The following is a 20,479-nucleotide window of genomic DNA, read 5'->3' on the forward strand; positions in this document are numbered from 1 at the left end:
ACTTTAAGTGTTAAAGATGAAAATAAAATTATTTTAAAAAATCTAAATTTAATCCAAAGTTGAAAGCAATACTAATATTCATTTTTCCTTCATTAATAAAAAAAAACAGTTAGTTGTAGGATTTAGTAATTAACCTTTATAATTAAAAGCCCATTCCACACACATTACGCTTCCCTCCTACGTCGTCGCATAATAAGTGTTCCATTAACATTGTAGAAGAAACTTTTGAGAATAAATTTTTTAAAGAAAATGTAGTAACAACTTTCGCTTTTAGCCAAAGCTCAAGTTACATAACGCAGAACAATATAGTACAAGTGCTTTGATAGCTATAATTCTCTATTATGTAAAATATCCCAGAAAGTATTGAAAGCACAATAAACATTCGTTTGGGGGTGTTTTAACATTCGTCAACAAGTATTAATTATAATTCCGTAGAATCTTGTAATTGGTATTATTCAATGATATTTTTTAAATACGCAATTATAAGAAACTTTAGAGCATTAAAATTTGTAGCTATAATTCGCCATTATGTTAAATTGACTCTTTCAAAAAAGGCTCGATTTCTTTTTAAAAATAATTATGCTACGCAGTAATTTTAATTGTAATAAAGCAACTGTTGAATTTAGAGGGCGTAAATATATAGCTTGGTACACTCAAGATATCCCACTTCCTTATGGTCCTTGGAAACTTCAAGTTTTGCCAGGAATGATTTTAGAAGCTGAATCAGTAGATGGTTTCTTTAAAATATCGTTTAAAAAGATCAAATACCCTGTGCAAAAAATACAAGTTTTCAAAAATGAAAATGCTCTTTTAATAAAAGGAAAGAAATTTATATCTTTTAAAAGATATGTAGCTTTGCAAAGAAGGCACATCGAATTAACTGACAATGGTTTAAAATTACATGCGAAAAAATTTGATGTAAAAATTGAACCATACAGTGAGAGAGATAATTTTTTAGAAATTTTTGGATCTAATTAATAACTTAAAAAGGTGAATTTATGAATACACCTTTTTTATTTAACAAACTTCAATTTTATTCAATATCATAAAGTTTAGCGAATGTCTTTTTCTGAATAAGTTTGATTTTTTCAAATTCTTCTTTACTGATAGTTTTCTCTATTTTTAATGAATTTTCAAAATTGTTTAAACTCTCATAATTATTACTTTCAAAAATAGTCTCTATACTTTGTTTATTAGTCGAGTTATCTTTAATGATATCATCTTCATTGGTACATCCAATAAAAGACAAAGTAAATATTAAAATGGTAAATAATTTAATCTTCATAATTTTATATTTTTTATTTATAAATAAAGTAACAAATATTATGCCACTGTTTCTTATACCTACAATTTACAAAAACATTAAAACATAGAATTTATTTAAACTTTTTCTGTTCTTCCATAACCTCCTGTTTCTTTTTAAGTTTGTACAGAATCCCTTAAAACGGCTCTACTCAATTTTAGTTCGTCTTTTTGAAGCTTAAGAGCTAAGTATAAAAGTATTATTCCTGCAAAAGCCCGTAAAGCTCCAACTAAACCAACCACCTAAAAAAAACCAACTTGTGCAGTTTTTGCAATATCAATTTTTACATAAATCATAGTTATGACTTTTATATTATTTATCAAAGCTAAAAGCCCATTCTATACACATTTCACTACTCTCCTATCGTCGTTTTGTAAAAAGCGTATTTAATTATAACTCTATTATTGTTTTTTTATAGGAATTCTTGTACCTAATAAATTCGGTTTCATTACTTTCTTAAAAGAAGATTTTAGAAAGAAAAAATAAAGAAAATTTGAGAGGTTTAACTTAAGATTTCTTCATTACAATATAAATGATATTTATTTTAAACAAAAAACGCATATAAAAAAGGGTATTCGGCCCCAAAATAACAGCATTTTTGTGTCCTTTCTAGAGGGTTGCTTCGAGTTTGCTTCGGGTCTTCTCCCTAAAACGTCCATTTTTAAAAAATACACCCCTAGCTCACCCGAAGGAAACCCGAACAAGACTCGAACAAAACCCCCTAAAATCTAAAAACGAGGGTCATTGAGGGTCAGGTGGGGTCATTCAGGGTCATTCAGGGTCAGTTGGGGTCACAAATTTTCTATTATGTTGGTAGGCTTTTTATGCCTAGTTTTGGAGTTCTCGATACAATTTTTCGTTCCTCAAAATCACTCGAACTGACAGTGTGATTTGGATTTAGTATTTTACTATGAAAGTAAATTTTTTTAATGTAAACCTATGAGTTCTCGATACAATTTTTCGTGCCTCAAAATCACTCGAACTGACAGTGTGATTTGGGTTTAGTATTTTACTATGGAAATAGATTTTTTTAATGTAAACCTATGAGTTCTCGATACTATTTTTCGTGCCTCAAAATCACTCGAACTGACAGTGTGATTTGGGTTTTGTTAATGAGGAGATTCCTGCCTGCGCAGGAATGACAGTGATTGTATGTTAATTGTAATTTATTTGTTAGTATTAATCCAAAGATTGCTTCACTACACTATCGTTTTGTTCGCAATGACGGCTGGTTTTAATAATATTCCACACCAATAGTATACAAAACACCAATCTAATTTGTTCTTGGCTCTTGAATCCAAAACCTTGAGCAATAAATAAAAAAACTTGAATAAATTTCTTAGTTTTAATGGATTTTGTTAATGAGGAGATTCCTGCCTATGCAGGAATGACAGTAATTGAATGTTAATTGTAATTGTTTGTAGAATTTCTTAGTTTTAATACAAAGATTGCTTCACTACATTATAGTTTCTTTCGCAATGACGTTTGGTTTGAATAATATTCCACACCCTATAGTAAAGAAAACACTAAACCAATCTTGGTTCTTGGCTCCTGCATCTTGAATCAGAAATCTTGAGCATTAAATAAAAAACTTTGACTATTAAATCTATCGTTGAGAAAAGAAAAAAATGTGGGGAGAGCAGGATTCGAACCTGCGAAGACATAGTCAACGGAGTTACAGTCCGTCCTCGTTGGCCGCTTGAGTATCTCCCCTAGTTATTTCCTGTTTTAAGAACGGAACAATTACGGTAAAATTGTAATTGTTATTAGAGCCGATGGAGGGACTCGAACCCACGACCTGCTGATTACAAATCAGCTGCTCTAGCCAGCTGAGCTACATCGGCTTTTGTTGTAAAATAACTCCCTTTTTTAGTAAAGGTGCGCGAATGTACTAAGTTTTGGAATAATTACAAATAAATATTTTATTTTTTATATTCTTTATTTCTAAACATGTAATGATATGATATTTGGAATATATCTATTGGTACAATATCAAGATTATGATATCTTTATAATTACAGCAATACTTTAGTGAAAAATAAACACCTTTTTATTTGTTTTTGTCACAGTACTTTTTGTGTGTAAACATAATTTTTACTTTCTAATGGCCAAATAATTAATGGTTGTAAATATCTCATAGGTTTCTTTATATTTAGATATTTCAAATAAACATTTTCTTAAAATTCTGTATATTTTGTAATTATCTTTTAACAGTAGGTAAAAGTCTTGAAAATAAGTTCTTGAATCAATATTACAACCTCCAAATTCAAATTGAATAAAATCAATTTTCTTTTCACCCATCATTTTTTTAGCACCATTTAAAGCTTTTAGTTCGTGACCTTCGATATCTAATTTTAAAAAATGAATTCGTTGCAAGTTGTTTGCTTCGCAATAATTATCTATCGTTGATAGTGCTATTTCTTCACTTTTCTCCATTGATATGCCAATGTGATCTAAATTTCTTTGATACATTGAGGCTAATCCAGAACCATCACAGTTGGTATACAATAATTGATTTTGAACATGATTACTTAATCCAAAGTTATTTGGTATTATATTTTGAATATTTTTAGTTGTCTCTAAAAATATTTGATATGTTTTTTTAGAAGGTTCAAATGAATGTATAGTTGCTTTATCATTAAAAAAAATAGACAAACTTTTTGAATAGTTTCCTACATTTCCACCAACATCAAATATGGTTAAGGCTGCTTCTTTTCCAAATTTTTCTTGAATATATTTCAATACATATAATTCACCATTTTTCTCAAAATTTCTACTTTTATAATTTAATCCCTTTAATGAAATTTTAAAAATAATTTCGAATATATTCTGAAATCTTTTTTTTCCGAATATACTTATGTAATTGAAAATTCTCTTCATAGGATTATATTGCCAGCGCTAAATATATAAAAAATAGGCGATCTAGAAGTACCTAATTATCGATTAATTCCGAAGTTGTACAAGTAAAACAAAACTTCAGTAGGTTTCCTATTTCGCCTATTTTTATAGGTGTTGTAATTTGTGGTGTTTTTTATTGTGGTTTTTGAAACTCCTCATTACCACATTGCCATAACAAAAACGCATACTCTTTGGCTGTTTGTGCAAATTGTTCTTTGATAGTGCTGCCGCCAAAATGGCCTGCTTTATAATCTACATCTAAAAAGACCGGGTTTTCTGAGCCATTTAGGGCTTGCATTTTTGCAGCAAATTTTGCAGGAATATAACTTTCAACTCTTGGATCATTGAACCCAGTTGTGATTAATTGTGCAGGATATTTTTCATTTTTAATAATGTGATGAAAAGCATCCATTTCTAGTAAAGCTTCAAATTCTTCCTTTATGGTAACTGTACCAAATTCAGGAATGTTTGCAGGTCCGTTTGGCTCAAATTCCATTATTAACGCATTTAAACAACCTACTTTAGGAATTGCAACCTTGTATAAATCAGGTTTTTCTGTAATTGCTCTACCAATTAAAATACCGCCAGCGCTTGCACCAGATATACCAAATTTATCTGCCGAAGAATAATTATGGTTTATGAGCCATTCTGTACACGCATTAAAATCTTTCCAAGTATTGGGTTTTGTGGTTTTCTTGCCTGCAAGATACCATTCGTTTCCTTTTTCGCCACCACCTCGAACGTGTGCATACGCTAAGATTACTCCTCTATTTAGTAATGCCATTTTGTATTCATCAAAAAAAGGAATGTAAGCATTGTAACCATAAGCCCCATATCCTTCCATAAAAGTAATGTTGCTTCCGTCTTTTTTTAGTTTGCTTTTGTTGTAAACAATACTTAGTGGAACAAGTGTTCCATCCCATGATGAGATTTCTACTTCTTTGTAAACAAGTTGATCTATATTAGGGTAGTTTAATTTGATATTGAAAATGCCTTTTGATACTTTTTGGGAGCTTGCATTATAGCTGTAAAAATTATGTGGAATTGTCCAACCCAAATTTACAAATAGTATTTCATTGTCTTCTTTAGACAAACCAAGTGCTAAAATATTTCCTTTTAAAGGAACATTGATTTCGGTGGTTTTTCCTGTTTTATATTCGTATTGATACGTTTTAGTTGTCAGTTCATTTTTGGTTTTGTTGTAAATGAGGTAGTCTTTAGATTGTGCAATGTAATCTGGTGATATTTTCCATTCTTTATTGCCCTGATCAATAATTGTAGCATTTTGCAAATCAGGTTTATCAAAAGATGTTTTAATGATTTTAAACTTATCGTTTCCTTTAGTTGTTAAAAAATAAATGTCTTTTCCTTGAACAAAAAATTGTCGAATCTCATCATTTTCTGTGGTTAGTGGTTTCCAATTTATCTTTTCTAATTTCAGTTCAGTTTTTGGTGCATAATATAAAGTTAGGTTGTTTTCAACAGTGTATTTTCCTAAAATCATATATGGAGAATTCTTAAACACATCAACGTCTGGGTAATCTTTTGGTTGTATGTTGAGTTCAGGATTCTTTTTAGAGCTTGCAATTACCAAATCACTATCAACAGAGGTTCCTATAACATGTAATTTAAATGGTGTATTTAAAGCATTTTCTGGATCGTGCGTATCGTAGTTTTTAAATTCGGTATACATAATTTCGGTATTGCTACCTTCTACAAACTCACCATAACCACTATGCGGAATTACATCTGGTAAAAACTGCTTTGTAGCTACATCTAAAATTCTAATATCACCTAATTCACTACCCGCTTCGCTTAAATTCATTGCTATTTTACTTCCGTCATCACTTACAGTTATGCTGAATTCAAATATTTTGCCTGGAATGTATTGCTGTGGTTCAAATAGCAATATTTCTTTTCCGTTTTCACCTTGTTTACAATAGAGTTTTGAAACTTGCTCACTTGGCAAACGCTTTTTGTAAAAGTAGTTACCACCCACTTTGGATATTGATGAGTAAGAAACGGAACGCATTGCATCGAGCTGTTGAAATTCTTGAATCAATTTGTCTTGATTGGGTATTTTTGCCATTTCAGTATTGGTGTACTCCGCTTGAGTTTTGAACCAATTTAGGACTTCGGGATTTTTAACATCTTCCAACCAACGATATGAGTCTGTAATGGTTGTACCATGGTAAGTGTCGGTTACTTCAATAGTTTTAGTAGTAGGGTAATTGTATTGGGCCAATGCAGGCTGTGCCAAAATAATTACAGCAATAAGTAAGAATACTTTTTTCATAGGTATAAGTTTTTTAATTTAACATGTAGGTAGCTTGTTTATACATAAAACGATCAACTGTTAACCAACAGCAATAGCTGAGATAGGTTTAAATGCTAATAAGTTTTATGCGTTGTACAATTTTTTGCTAAATATAACAATTAATCACTATATAAACAACTCATTTTTAGTGCTTTGTAACAAAACACATTTAAAAACGGTGTTTTCCCCTATTTTACTTGTTTTTATCCCCATATTGTAATGTGTAAAACGGGTTTTAGTTTCGTGAAATTTGGATTTATGATCTAATAATTAGAGTCATACTATCATTAAAAATGAATGGATTTTGCTTAATTATTGGTATGATGGATTGCTGAGCTCTGTTATTTTGTAAATTTTTCTCCAAAAACTTCAAGATCTCTAATCAATCCTAATTCGTTTAAATTAAAATTTATTAAAAATTTATTACGATATATAGGATCTTTATTTGTTGTAAATGTATTGTAATGCCAATGCTTAAGCGTATAATATAAATAGTTATTAAAGTTAACGTGTAATTTTCCCTCAACTATTTTAACATTAACTTTTCCAAGCATTTTATGGTGATAAGTACCTATATATTCATTTAAGGGTAATGTTGTTTTTGTATTTAGAACACGGTTTTTATCTAAGTTTTTTATATATTCTTTATCTTGTTTAATAAAATCACTATATAATTTAAATACATCGTCATGCCAGTTTTTACTATCATCGTTAAATGCATAAAGGTCTATCGCCTTATACATTATTGCGTGCCTCAGCTCTGCATGATCAAGATTAGCAAAAACATAGACTGCTAGATCTTTATCATGCATAATTCCTGCTATTGCAACCAAACCACTTATACTACCTGTATGAAAATCTAGTTTGTAACCTCTATAATCGTGTTGAAACCATCCTAAACCATAGGTGTTCCACTTTTGTTTTGTCAATACACTTGTTGGATAGGCAGGCTCTGTTAGTAAAGCATGTGGTTTAAATATATATTGAAAAGTGTTGGTTTTAAGAATGGTATCCTTTTTAAAAACTCCGTCATTTACAAGAAAAGTTAAATAATTACTGATATCATTTGTAGTAGACCATATCATACCCGCAGCTCCAATTTGATCAGAAAAAGTTTGGCCTACCTTTACAATACCATCTTCGTAATCATTAACGTGTGGCGCGGTATAATTACCAGCTTTTATAATATCTATTGAATTGGTTTGGGTACGATTCATTTTTAAAGGTTGTAGTATGTTGTTTTCTACAAAACGTGTCCAATGTTGTCCGCTTACAGATTTAATAAGCTCTCCAGCTACAACATACATTATATTTTGATAAGTAAAACCACCTCTTATAGGATAGTTTTTTTTTGCATATTTAAATTTATCAATTGTTTTGACTGTTGAAACACTGTCTACTACCCATAATAAATCTGCATTTTCAATTCCTAAATTATGCGTTAGTAAATCTTTTACTCTTGCCTCTCCTGTAATGTATGTATCTGAGAGTTTAAATGAGGGAAGGTGATCAATTACTTTATCTTCCCAAGAAATTTTATTGCGGTCTACAAGTATTCCTAATGAGATTGCAATTAGTGCTTTGGTAGTTGAAGCCATACTAAATAATGTATTTTCATTTACAAGCTCTTTTGTTTCAATATCCTTAATACCATATGTTTTTTTGAAGATTACTTTCCCCTCTTTAACTACAACAGTTGAAAGTCCTGGAATTTGCCAATCTTTTATACCTTGCTCAATCATTAGAGTGAGTTTTTTATTTTGTTGAGTGTATTGTGCAATACAAGATGATCCTAAAATAAAAGATATTAGTATTGTTAATAAAAATCTGGAAGTATTCATAATGTAATTGGTTTTTAGATAATTAGCTCTAACAAAAATATACATACAACTTATATTTGTTATCAACCCCAGTAGTTGGGTTATGATGTATGATGCTAATAATTTTTATTTCTATCGTATTGAGTTTGTGCATTGTTTATGCATAACAAAGTTAGCGGCTTTAAATTTACAAGTATTTCATTTCAACTTTTACTATTCTAAAATTTGGTAAATATAAATACCCCCTAAATGTTTGGTAGCTATGCATTATTCTTCTGTTACTTCTGGCATTGAGGTAAAAGGTTTAATACCAAAATTAGGATATACCTCACTTGGATAGTAAAAAGTACCGCCTTTAGACACCATCGATATGGTTTTAATGGCTTTAATATCTTCTACTGGATTGCCAGGAATTAAGAAGAAATCGGCCAATTTACCTGGTACAATACTTCCAAGATGCTCATCACCCAAATATTGAGCCATATCATAGGTGGCAAGTTTTACCAACTCTGCTGGGGTATACCCCAATTGTTGATAAAGCTCTAATTCGCGATGGTAAAAAAAAGCACCACCTAAATCGGTACCTGGTACTATAAAGATTCCTTTATCCTTCATCATTTTTAAGGTAGCTACAATTTTATCATATCCCTCACGATATTCTTTGTCATCTTTTTCAGTACTAATGTCTGCCAAGGCAACCTTATATTCGCGTTGAATGTTTGGCGGCATATGATCTATAAAATCTTTTGTACTTTCCCATGCCTCACCATCCCTAGCCTTCATTAATATTTCATGAATTGTTAAAGTGGGGTCTATAGCTGTTTTGTTTTTAATAAACAAATCTAAAGTTTGTTGCACCTTGGCGCTATTTAAATCTAAACTACCAAATCGTTTTAATGCGGTAAGTCTAAGTAAAGTACGCGTATCTTCTTCAGGTTCTAACACCCACCCCAACATGGTTTGATTAATATGAGTCATTTCATTAAAACCGGCGCGTAACATTGCATTGGCATTGGAGAATGCTGGTACATGGCCACATACAAACATCCCATACTCATGCGCTTTTTTAACAATGTCCGGGGCCCAATCTCCATTCATAGAATTGTATAATTTTACTCCATAAAAACCCTTGTCATGATATTTTTGCAAAGCAGCCAAGGCCTCTTCTTTACTAGACACAATGATGCCCATATTTGCGCTATATTCACTTTGTCCTTCTATAAAACCCAATCGATGAACCCTTGGTCCTGCCAAAACCCCTGTATTGATTTTTTGAATTAATTCGTCTAATACCTCATTGTCATTCCCCATATCTCGAAAGGAAGTAATTCCGGCCAAAATATTTAATAAGGCATCTTCATCCCAAGTATGGGCGTGCATTTCATACATACCAGGGACTAAGGTGCCACCTGCCCCGTTAATAAGCACTTCGTCATTACCTTTGGTGTTTGGGGCATCTATACTTACAATACGCTCACCATCTACCAACACAGACGATGGTTCTGTAAGTGACAAGGTATTGGGGTCGAATATTTTTACATTAGCTATTCGTACTTTTTTTCCGTAATTATGGGCATATTTCTTTTGTAATGTTTCAAATCGTTGGGTAGAATAATTTTCTGCATAGGTTCTAAGTTCTTTTTCTTTTGCTTCAAATCCTTCACGAACAATTACAAACGAAGGACTAATTATGGCAAATAAACGTTTCTCATTATCGGCTATAAAATAATAAGGATTTAAATATGCCCCAGACACAGCATAATTGGTAAGGTTGACGGTAGTTGAATCTACAGTAACGCTTATTTTATCCATTTCTGTAAGCTTTAGCCTACCTGCGGGAAGTACATATGCTGAAAAATCGGTTGATTTTAAAAGGCTACGTGCAATAAGAATTGACGAATAAGGGCTACCAGATTGATCTACATACCACAAAGCCTTGTTTACAGAAGTACTATCGCTACCAGTAGCATCGGTCCATGAGGCAATATTTTTATGTAATGCAAAATGTTCATTAACTTTACTGCCAAATGTAGTGCTGCCATTAATTTTCCATTGCACAGGAAAACCATCGGTATTTAACACAATGGTTTCCTTTAATGTAGGTCCACGACCATTGTTTTTATAATCGTAATCTACCTGAATGGTATCGCCTACGGTATGGGTTTTAAGATGACCTACAGTAGTACCACTTATAATAACAGAAAAGTTTTCATCTCCTTGATAATCGATTAAAGAAGATATTTTGGATGATTCTTGTTTACATGAAACTAGTAATAAGATCAGAGACAGGTAGAGAAATTGTGTTTTCATATTGTTTTTTTTAATTTATATATCGGTTTCGCAATTTTTATTTTTATCTATTCTGAATGGTGTATCCTAAGGTAAACATCACAAAACAACTACAGCAAAATCATAGAATACCATCTTAAAGACCCTCTTTATTCAATTTATGAATCGTTGTACACTTATGCTACACAAGTACCTTTATAATATAATCGTTTAAAAAAAACTTCTTTTCTAAAGGCATTGCATATTGTTTCTAAAAATAAATAAATATATTGAATAAACACCTGATTATCCATTTTTTATGAGTCATTGCATTAATTTTTACGCATGAATTATTCAACAAATAGTATGGAGGATTTTTTTAAAATTAATCACTACAATACCTATAGTTTCCTTTTCCTTGTAAAACTTTTGTACTGCTATATTTAAAAAACACCAATACTTTTCATTTTCAAATTGATTTGATGGGTTTTCAAGAATCGTTTTAGATGCTAATAAATTCTTTTCATAAACCTCAATACTTTCTTGAGCAAGAATTATTGAGTAATATGTAGAAGCTAATTGATTGTATAAATTGAATCTATTTAACTCAGTACTTGGTTTTGCTTTAGAAACATCTAATTTTGATGCTTCTACAGCAAATAATTTATGAAAATTAAGAGCATCCTATTGGTTGGGTATTTTTAAATTCTTCTTGTATAAGTCACGATTTTAGACCATCTGAAGTTTCTTTTGGTTTTTGGTATGTATAGTTATCAGGAGTGTAAAAAATTTTTTTTCGTGAAAATATATCCATTTTTTCAAATTCAGTCGTTATCAGTGCAAAAGATTGTCCGCTGGTTCTATAACTTATGACTTTGTTAGATTGATCTCTTTTAAAAACGACAGAGATGTCTTGAATATTTGTAAAACTATCTAAGGCGATATAATTTAAAGGATATTTTGCTTTAACGATAACAGCATAGAGTGTTGTGTTTGGTTCTGAGGCTACAATATCAAGTGTGCTTTGATTTACATATTCGTAAGTTCCTTCATAATCCAAAAGTTTTTCGTATTCAGATTTCTCTTTTTGTGTTGAACATCCAACTATTAAAAAAATCAAAAAGTAAAATCTGTTCATTACATTTTGTTGTATTAAGTTTTTGAATAGCTTGATGTTAGTTCAGCTTTTACAAAACGTGTTAATAGATGTTGTTTTGTTGTCACACTGTTTTAATCTATTAAATTGTCGTACGTGATGTACATAAAATCAGTTGATACAGAATCTTGATTAATTTGAAATTTTAAATTCGTAAATTCTGCACCTCTACGACCAACTCCTTTTTTTCTCTTACATCTTCCAGTTTATTCCAATTTTTAACTGTTAAATGTAAAATGGCACACAATCCATCTCCTTGAATGTTAAAATATAAGCTTTCTTTTCCATCGTACTCATCATACTTTTGAAGCCAATACCTAAGTTTAGATCGGTCAATTCTATTTAATTGATTCACTAACTCATCTTTATATTTTTTAGAACTCGGTTCATATGTTTCAAATATTATATTTTTATTATTACATTTAGGTCGATCACAAGATATCAGGCAAGCGGATACTAGTATTAAAAATATATACACCAATTTATATTTCATTTCTCAAATGTGTTTTTTTTGTTGTATAAGCTAAGTTATAGGTTTATGTGGTAAAGTTAGCAAATATAAACCGAATAGAACATAGGCTAGGATTTAAGGTTTTGTATCACAGTCTGATAAATCTGACATAAAACCACTGATTTTATCATAGCTTGTTTTTTATTTGATTTCTGAAATTGTGGTTTTCAGTTTCTCAAAACTTCTTCCGTGAAAAATGATTTGATGTCCGGTATTTGCAAGTTTTGTTGCAGTTAATTTTTTATAACCATATGTATTTCATGTGATTACAATTTGTTTTCATCTTAAACTATTTTAATATCTCCATTAGTTCTAAAATAAAGGAGAACATGATTACTTGGGTTAGAAACCTTGTGAATTGCATTGCTTGTTGCACTAAACGAACTTCCAACATCCAACATTTTGGTTTCTTTGTTTTGCGGTAATGTATAGCTCAAATCGCCTTGAATTACAACTGCATGTAGCTCTGTACCATATGTATGAAATGTACCTTTAAATCCTTTCGGAAGCTTTACAAAAAGTCCTTTTGAGCCATTAGCGTCCCACAAAAAACTAATTTTAGCGTTACTATCATCATTTATCCAGTTCGTTTTTTTACTGTCTAACCAAACTATGTTTGAAACATCTATATTGATTGGTCGCTCGCCATTATCGTAAGCTTCTTCAATGGGTTGTACCAAGTACGGCCCTTTGTCTATTTCTACTAAAGCGATGTTTTCTTTACCTTGAGCAGAGGTAATATGCGATTCGCCTTTAGGTTGTGTCCAGAAACTACCAGATTTCATCCACATATTTGCTGCTGCAGGATCGTCATTATGGATACTACCTTTGATTACAACTGCTCTATAAGTGGCGTTATGTATATGCGGTGGTGAAGAAAATCCGTCCACAAATTTCGCTAAAAAACCAGTAGCAACTTCTCCTTTTCTATCACCCCAAAGGGTTCCTGCTTGTGGACTTTGATCTCCTCTTGCAGGATTTAATTTCTCCCACTTAATTTCTGAGCTTAATAAAACTGAGTTTGTTGGGTTTTTTATTATTTTAGGAGTTAAAGGGGTTATTGAATTTTTCTTGTTTGCGTTTTTACAACTTATCATCAAAGCCATAAAAATAATTACTATTACTAAATTGTTTTTCATAATTAACATCTTTATATTGTGGTAAATATTTCGTTTTCAGCCAATCTTGCCTTTGGGTTTTTGTCTGTAGCATTAAAATCTGTTGCAGTTCTATAGCCTAACGAAACTGCCACTAAAGCCGTAAATCCTTGCTCTCTTAAACCGAATTCTTCGTCAAGTGCTTTTACATCTATTCCTTCCATTGGTGTAGCATCTATGCCAAAAGTTGCAACGCCTAATAAAAAGCTACCAATATTTAAATACACTTGCTTTTCTATCCAATGTTGCACATCCTTTAAGTCGTATTTATGAATATCGATAAAAGCTTTCATCGCTCCATAAAAACCGTTTTTTATATCTTCATTAGGAAATCTTCCGGCTTTATCTTCTGTATCAACAATGTGATTGATATAATCTTCTTCCACATTGGTTTTAGCACAAAATAAAACCACAGCAGAAGCATTAGTAATTTTAGGTTCGTTAAAATGGAAAAATCCTTGTGTTCCTTTTGCCATTCTTGCTTTACCTTCTTTGCTTTCTGCAATAATAAAATGCCAGGGTTGTAAGTTGATGCTTGACGGACTCATTCTCAACAAATTCTTAACTTCTAACATATTAGCATCTGATATCTTTTTTGAAGCATCAAATTCTTTTGTTGTATATCTCCAATTTAGTGTTTCTTTTAAGTTCATTTTGTCTTTTTATTTACTATATATTTTATAGTGACAAAATTAAGTATAGTAATTAATTCTCACAATAACGGTCAAAAATGATAGTATGTGTTTAAATTTATAAAATACTGTATTTAAGTTTTTTGAGGCTTTAAAACAAACTATAAAAAGTATAGTTTTTTGATTTGATATATAGTGTTTATTTGTATTTTTAAATAATTACATTTATAAGCCTAACTTTAAGTTTTCTTAAGTTCATTTTTTATAGTTAAGATATCTTATCATATTTTAACAAAATTTACTTAATTAACCCTTCTTTTCTTTTTTCTGATGACTATAAATTTATCTTGAATAAATGGGATTCGTATAATAAAACCAATGCCTACAACTATGGCATAAATTAGCCAAGTTTTGTCTAAAATTGCTACGTGAATTAAGCTTAATACAATTGCAGGATAAGCCAAACTTTGCAGTTTTTTCCAATTCTTTTTAAGTTTTTTCATTGATTTCTTGTTGGAAGTGATAAGCAATGGAATTAGAATTAATATTGCAAAAAAGCCAAGTATATAATTAAATTGCGTAAAGGTTTCTAAAACACCTTCTTTCCAAATAAAAAAGGCAAAATGCAACAAACTCCAAACTGCTGTTGCAATTCCCATTGCTTGTCTAACAAATAGATTGGTAATGCCAAAAATAATATAAACAGGTGTTAATGTTAGTACAGCAGTCATCCATCTTATAGCAAATTCGCCTGTAACGTGATATAGCATTTCAAGGGTTGTTTTATTTGTATCAGCAGAAGTTTCAGCTAATGAAAAACCATTTGTAACGTCGAATTGAATCATACTTGAAACAACCAATAATGGCAAAATTGCTAAAATAGCAACTATCATCCAGCCAAAATTTTTCTTAATGAAGTCCATTTATTTGTAAGTTTTTAGTTCTTTAAGTTCTTTTTCCAGTTTATCTGCTTTTTCTTTAAACTTTTGCATAGCTTTTTTTGCTTTGGATTCTAACAATTCTGTAGTTATGATATTTCCTTTAGTTTCTATAACTGCTTTAGCTAAAAACAGGGTAGATATGCCAAATGAAGTTCCGAACTCTACTATGTTTTTTAGATTATTTTCTTTAATAATTTTTACAATAAATTCTCCTTGTTCTGCTGATATAGATAGATAAGCTTCTTTAAAATCAGAAGGTTGCATAGGTCTAAACACACTTATTGCAGCTCCTTCTATTATTTTTAAAGCATCGAATTTTGAATCCTTATAAAGGTCAACCAATGTTGCATCAATGAGATTAAAAGTCATAATTTTTTTAATTATTAAAAAGAACACCAAATTTTTGATGTTCTTTTTTTAGATTTATGTGTTCTTAATTAAAATTTACCATTGTTGTTTTTCCATTCAGATTTTGGTGGAATTGGTGCTATAACATCCCAATGCTCTACAATTTTACCATCTTCTAAACGAAATAAATCATAGAAAGCAGTGTGTTCTCCTTTCCCAAATTTTCCTTCGCTCATACTTAAAACAAAATTTCCTTCTGCTAAAACTTTGTGGGTTTTCTCAAACTCCATGACCAAACCATTTTTTGCAAAGTATTTCATAGCAGCTCCAAATCCTTCCAAACCATCAGCAATTGCTGGATTGTGTTGGATGTATTTAGTCGGATTGATATAATCGGTAAAATTGGTTTTATGAGCAAACAAAATATCGTCTATAAAATTCTGAACTACTTTTCTATTATTTTCCGTTTTATCTAAATCTGTTAAAGTAGTTTCTCCATCTGTTTGTGTTCTACCACTTGGATTTTTAGGCTGAATAGCAATTAAATTGTCCCAATGTTCTACAATTTGTCCATTTTCAAAACGAAAAACATCAAATCCAACTTTTGGTCCAAAAAAGTCATAAATTGTATGTGTGAATGCAAAATTTCCATCTTGAAAAGAGCGAATAACTTTTGCTTTAAAACCACCTTCTGGGGCGTTATGCAATACCTCTCCAAATCCTTTTAAACCATCTGCAACCATTAGGTTGTGTTGTTTGTAATTCGTAGGATTTATATAGGCAATTGTTGATTGATCCCCTGTTTCCATACTTTTAATTAGTGCTGCAGCTTTTTCTTTGTTTGATAATTCCGTTTTTGTTTCCATTTTTTCTACTTTTTTTGTGATCAATTCTTTTTTAGTTGTGCTACAAGATGCTATTAAAAGAGCCATTGTAACAGTTGTAATTATTTGTTTCATATCTATGTGTTTTGCTTGATACAAAGATGAGACAAGAAACATCTGTAAAAAAGATGAAAAAAGGTATTAAAATGGTTAAAACCGAACCTTTAGATGATGGAAACTGATTTTATAAAAGAATTTGGGGTTAAACCTGTATTTTTCTTAAAATATTTAGTGAAGTTTGTAGGGTCTTCAAAACCTAATTTATAAGCTAATTCGGTACTTTTTGAACTTGAATTAATTAGGCTTCTTTTTGCCTGTAGCACAATGTAATCATCAATTACTTTTTTGGCTGTTTTATTTACTAACTCTTTACAAATAGTGTTAAGATGTTTATATGTTATAGCCAATTTATCAGCATAAAAATTTGCACTTCTACTTTGAGAGTAATTATGCTCTATAAGTGAAGTATATTTCTGAAAAACACCAATTTTTGAAGTTTCCTTAATATATATGGTTTGGTTTTGTTTGATGTTTTCCGCTTTTAATATAAGAATTATAAAAAGCGAGTTAATGATGTTTTTTTGATTTAATGATTGAAAATTATTGTGTTCTTTTTGTAGTAACTTAAAATATTCTTCAAATTCAGATTCATTTGGGATTTGGAGAATAGGTGAGAATAATTGTGGATTGAAGAGCCTAAACACAAAATTTTCTGTTAAATTAGAAAAACAACTAATAAAATACTCTTCTGTAAATACCATGCAAACCCCTTTTAAACCCTCTGAAAATTCAAACGCATTTACCTGTTCTTTAGTAAGGTAAACCAATGTGTTTTTTTTAACAGGATACCATTTAAAGTCAATATAATGCCTACCTATTCCTTCAGTGAAAAAAATTAAATTATAAAATTTTAGCTGATGTGGTAATTCTGGATTGTGTTCTTGCTGTTCTTTTGTTTGAGCAATTTTTTTTATAGGTACAATTTCAAAACCTATATTTTCAATTGTAGAATGATTAAATTTTATATACGGAATGTCGTTTGCCATATTACCTACATTGTTGTTTTTTGATGTTTTGTTTCGTAATTCAAACTATAAAGCTAGTAAATAATACACAAATCAAGAAAATCTATTGATATTTTGCAATTAGGCATTCAATAAAAGCATGTTTAAACCCCAAAAACAGCATAAAAAAAATTGGTAGCATTACTTCTAAAAGTAACCATACCAATTTTAAAAAAGTGTTGTTCAAAAAGCCTTACTTTGCAGCTTCTTGTTGCAATGCTTTAAACTGTTGCAATAATTCTTTGTAACGGTTTTCGGCTTCTTGTCCTGGTTTTTGGTCTGCATTGCTAATCATGTTTAGCAAATACCCTACTTGAGCTACAAACATTTGTTGCGGATACACTACATCATCATTTTTAAGTTGTTGTAGTACTTTTTTAGCAGTTTCTGACTTGCTTTTCTCCAATTGGGCTTGCAGTTTTCTAGCGTCAGAAAGTAATACAATTACTTTTTCTTGCAACGCAATCTGATTCACCAAATCCGTTTTGCGCAATCCACTTTTGGCAACTCTAGGATCCATTTTAATTTCAAAAGGCTGGCTTAACGTTTGTCCGTTTACTTTTAAGTTTACGGTATACAGGCCAGGCGCTACTATAGGCCCTCTTTTAAAACTTCTTCTTGGGTTGCTAGACCATGCTCCTTTTTGTCGTAAATCCCACGCAAAACGATTAATTCCTGCTTTGGTTTCTAGCTTAGTATCTACATATCGAAAAACCTGACTCAGGTTCATGTCTTCTACCTCTTCTACTTTTGGCAATAAGGTTTTGTTGCTTACAATACTAGCAACCGTTTTGTTTTGGGCATCTATAATTTCCAATTCAATAGGGCCTTTGTGGCCTTTTGGCAAATAATAATCAATACGTACACTGGTTCTAGGGTATTGTGCCACCCCTGCTCTACTGCTTACCTTCGGATATCGATAACGGATAATATTGTCTGGCTGAAACAACACAGGGGCATCTTTTAATTGAGTAATACGTGCATCTCTCAAAGCCGTAATATTGTCTAGAATCCAAAATGCTCGTCCCATGGTACTCAATACCAAATCGCCTCTAAATATTTTAAGATCGGTAATGGGAGTTACAGGTAAATTCTGCTGAAAAGAGTGCCACTGCTCACCATCATCAAAAGAAACAAACATCCCATATTCTGTACCTGCATACAACAAACCTTCTCGTACAGGGTCTTCTCTTAACACTCGCGTATAGTAATCAGTAGGTATTCCGTTAGTTGCTGTGGTAAGCAATTCCCAACTTTTTCCATAGTTTTCTGTTTTATAAATATACGGTGTCGCATCACCCAACAAATGTCTTTCTACGGCAATATAGGCTTTAGCAGGATTGTGGTGCGAAGGTTCTACAGACTCTACGCGTCCGCCTTTAGGCATTTTTTTAGGGGTCATATTTTTCCAAGTTTTCCCTCCATCTTGGGTGATAGAAATTACTCCATCGTTAGATCCTGTCCAAATCAACCCTTCTTTTAGTTTCGATTCTCTAATGGAATACAAAGTACTGTAATATTCTTCTCCGGTGATGTCTCTCGTAATCGGCCCGCCAGAAATCACTTGTTTGTCGGCTTCAAAAGCGGTTAAATCGGGTGATATGGTTTCCCAACTCTCGCCATCGTTTACGGTTTTATGCAAATATTGCGATCCATGATACACCACATCAGGATTGTGAGGCGATACATGAATGGGTGCTACGCGCTGAAAACGGTATTTTAAATCTTTAGGATTGTGTCCATAAATGTTAGATGCTCCAACATAATAACTTTTTTCGGTACCTGTGGTTTTGTCGAATACAAAAAAGCGACCTTTACAATTGGCATACACAATATTGGCATTGCCTGGTTTGGGTACTGCTGGGCCTGTTTCGCAACCTCCTGTATTCATAATCCAGCCTACACCCGGATATTGAATGGCACTTGGCGGAAAACTAGGCACAGAAACAGTGCTACTATTGTCTTGCTGCCCTGCATACAACCAATACGGATATTGGTCGTCTACTTCTACTTGATACAATTCTGCTGTGGGTTGGTTAAATTGGGTAGACCAAGTTTTCCCTCCATTATGCGATATATTGGCCCCACCATCATTGGCCTGAATTAATAGTGATGGATTCTTCGGATTCAACCAAATATCATGATTGTCTCCATGGGGTACGCTCATACGTTTCCAAGTTTTTCCACCATCGGTTGATTTTAACAACGGATTGGCATTAGAATACACAATATCTGGATTGGTAGGATCTAATTCTATATTGGTATAGTAAAATGGTCGGTTTACCAAACCTTTGTTGTTAGAAATGTGTGTAAAAGATTTCCCTTGATCTACTGATTTATACAAACCGCCTTCTTTGCCAGGGGCTTCTATAACCGCATACACAATGCTAGAATTTACAGGCGATACTGCCAAATCAATTTTACCAATCAATCCTTTAGGCAATCCGTTTTCTAATTTTACCCAGTCTTTACCACCGTTAATAGATTTATAGATTCCGCCTTCATCTTTGTTTCCTCCAGAAATAATCGTCCAAGGTTTGCGTTCTGCTTTCCAAGCTGCAGCATACACAATATCCGGATTGTTGGGTAACAATTCCAAATCGGCAAAACCTACTTGGTCAGACACAAATAAAACTTTTTCCCAATGTTTCCCTCCGTCTGTGGTTTTATAAATACCGCGTTCGCTATTGGCTTTAAAAGCATTCCCAATGGCTGCTACCCAAACTACATTATGGTTGTTCGGGTCTATTTCTACAGCTCCAATTTGGCCTACATCCTTTAATCCTATATGCTCCCAAGTTTTTGCACCATCTATAGATTTGTACATTCCTTTACCCGCAATTACATTGCTTCGTAATCCGTCAGAACCTGTACCAACATATACAATATTAGGGTCGTTAACGGCTATTTCTATAGCTCCAATAGATGGGGTAGCAAAATAACCATCAGATACGTTGTTCCAAGACACTCCATAGTCATCTGTTTTCCAAACGCCACCACCAGTAGCTCCTAAATAAAAGGTGCCTGGTAATTGTGGAGTTCCTGTTACTGTGGTTACTCTTCCTCCTCTTTCTGGCCCTACAGTTCTGTACTGAAAAGCATCGAAATCTTGAGCTTTAATTCCCAATGCCATCAATACAAAAAGAAGACTAATTTTTATTGTTTTAAATTTCATACTAT

15 protein-coding genes and 2 tRNA genes are annotated in these 20,479 nt (G+C 31.9%); 1 reads left to right on the plus strand and 16 read right to left on the minus strand.

The genetic code is table 11. From position 1 onward, the window contains the following. Positions 1–579: 579 nt before the first annotated feature. A complete protein-coding gene (locus ACW9UN_RS08850; RefSeq protein ID WP_459485890.1) occupies positions 580–978 on the plus strand; it encodes a GLPGLI family protein in 399 nt (132 codons plus the stop codon). A 55-nt stretch (positions 979–1,033) separates the two neighbouring features. On the opposite strand, the gene ACW9UN_RS08855 is transcribed toward ACW9UN_RS08850, so the two are convergent. The 16 genes from ACW9UN_RS08855 to ACW9UN_RS08935 all read right to left on the minus strand — a co-directional run bounded on the left by ACW9UN_RS08855 (position 1,034) and on the right by ACW9UN_RS08935 (position 20,474). Continuing rightward, the gene (locus tag ACW9UN_RS08855) at positions 1,034–1,285 is read right to left on the minus strand and encodes a hypothetical protein (protein WP_459485891.1); all 252 of its coding nucleotides are present in this window, start codon (positions 1,283–1,285) and stop codon (positions 1,034–1,036) included. Between the two features lie 1,649 nt (positions 1,286–2,934). After that, positions 2,935–3,016, minus strand: a tRNA-Tyr gene (locus ACW9UN_RS08860). Positions 3,017–3,073: 57 nt separating this feature from the next. Continuing rightward, a tRNA-Thr gene (locus ACW9UN_RS08865) sits at positions 3,074–3,147 on the minus strand. 250 nt (positions 3,148–3,397) lie between these two features. Continuing rightward, on the minus strand, positions 3,398–4,183 hold the full coding sequence (locus tag ACW9UN_RS08870) for an FkbM family methyltransferase (RefSeq protein ID WP_459485892.1): 786 nt from the start codon (positions 4,181–4,183) through the stop codon (positions 3,398–3,400). Positions 4,184–4,334: 151 nt separating this feature from the next. Then, the gene (locus ACW9UN_RS08875) at positions 4,335–6,497 is read right to left on the minus strand and encodes a prolyl oligopeptidase family serine peptidase (RefSeq protein WP_459485893.1); all 2,163 of its coding nucleotides are present in this window, start codon (positions 6,495–6,497) and stop codon (positions 4,335–4,337) included. 362 nt (positions 6,498–6,859) lie between these two features. After that, positions 6,860–8,359 (minus strand): serine hydrolase, encoded by a 1,500-nt coding sequence (locus tag ACW9UN_RS08880; RefSeq protein WP_459485894.1) that lies wholly within the window; start codon positions 8,357–8,359, stop codon positions 6,860–6,862. Positions 8,360–8,605: 246 nt separating this feature from the next. Beyond that, on the minus strand, positions 8,606–10,648 hold the full coding sequence (locus ACW9UN_RS08885; protein ID WP_459485895.1) for an amidohydrolase family protein: 2,043 nt from the start codon (positions 10,646–10,648) through the stop codon (positions 8,606–8,608). A 679-nt stretch (positions 10,649–11,327) separates the two neighbouring features. Then, the gene (locus ACW9UN_RS08895; RefSeq protein WP_459485897.1) at positions 11,328–11,744 is read right to left on the minus strand and encodes a hypothetical protein; all 417 of its coding nucleotides are present in this window, start codon (positions 11,742–11,744) and stop codon (positions 11,328–11,330) included. Between the two features lie 163 nt (positions 11,745–11,907). Continuing rightward, positions 11,908–12,255, minus strand: coding sequence for a hypothetical protein (locus ACW9UN_RS08900; protein ID WP_459485899.1), 348 nt, complete (start codon positions 12,253–12,255; stop codon positions 11,908–11,910). Between the two features lie 302 nt (positions 12,256–12,557). Next, positions 12,558–13,412 carry a DUF4437 domain-containing protein gene (locus tag ACW9UN_RS08905; RefSeq protein ID WP_459485900.1) on the minus strand — a complete coding sequence of 285 codons (855 nt, stop codon included), beginning with the start codon at positions 13,410–13,412 and terminating at the stop codon, positions 12,558–12,560. A gap of 11 nt (positions 13,413–13,423) precedes the next feature. Then, a complete protein-coding gene (nfsB, locus tag ACW9UN_RS08910) occupies positions 13,424–14,083 on the minus strand; it encodes an oxygen-insensitive NAD(P)H nitroreductase (RefSeq protein WP_459485902.1) in 660 nt (219 codons plus the stop codon). Positions 14,084–14,364: 281 nt separating this feature from the next. Continuing rightward, positions 14,365–14,985 carry a ferric reductase-like transmembrane domain-containing protein gene (locus ACW9UN_RS08915; RefSeq protein WP_459485903.1) on the minus strand — a complete coding sequence of 207 codons (621 nt, stop codon included), beginning with the start codon at positions 14,983–14,985 and terminating at the stop codon, positions 14,365–14,367. Continuing rightward, positions 14,986–15,372 (minus strand): O-methyltransferase, encoded by a 387-nt coding sequence (locus ACW9UN_RS08920; RefSeq protein WP_459485904.1) that lies wholly within the window; start codon positions 15,370–15,372, stop codon positions 14,986–14,988. It lies immediately after the preceding gene. A 68-nt stretch (positions 15,373–15,440) separates the two neighbouring features. After that, complete coding sequence (locus tag ACW9UN_RS08925; RefSeq protein WP_459485905.1) at positions 15,441–16,310, minus strand: nuclear transport factor 2 family protein; 870 nt, start codon at positions 16,308–16,310, stop codon at positions 15,441–15,443. Between the two features lie 89 nt (positions 16,311–16,399). Then, the gene (locus tag ACW9UN_RS08930; protein ID WP_459485906.1) at positions 16,400–17,281 is read right to left on the minus strand and encodes a helix-turn-helix domain-containing protein; all 882 of its coding nucleotides are present in this window, start codon (positions 17,279–17,281) and stop codon (positions 16,400–16,402) included. 211 nt (positions 17,282–17,492) lie between these two features. Continuing rightward, the gene (locus tag ACW9UN_RS08935) at positions 17,493–20,474 is read right to left on the minus strand and encodes a WD40/YVTN/BNR-like repeat-containing protein (protein WP_459485907.1); all 2,982 of its coding nucleotides are present in this window, start codon (positions 20,472–20,474) and stop codon (positions 17,493–17,495) included. Positions 20,475–20,479: the final 5 nt, after the last annotated feature.

Source organism: Polaribacter litoreus, from assembly GCF_054584775.1.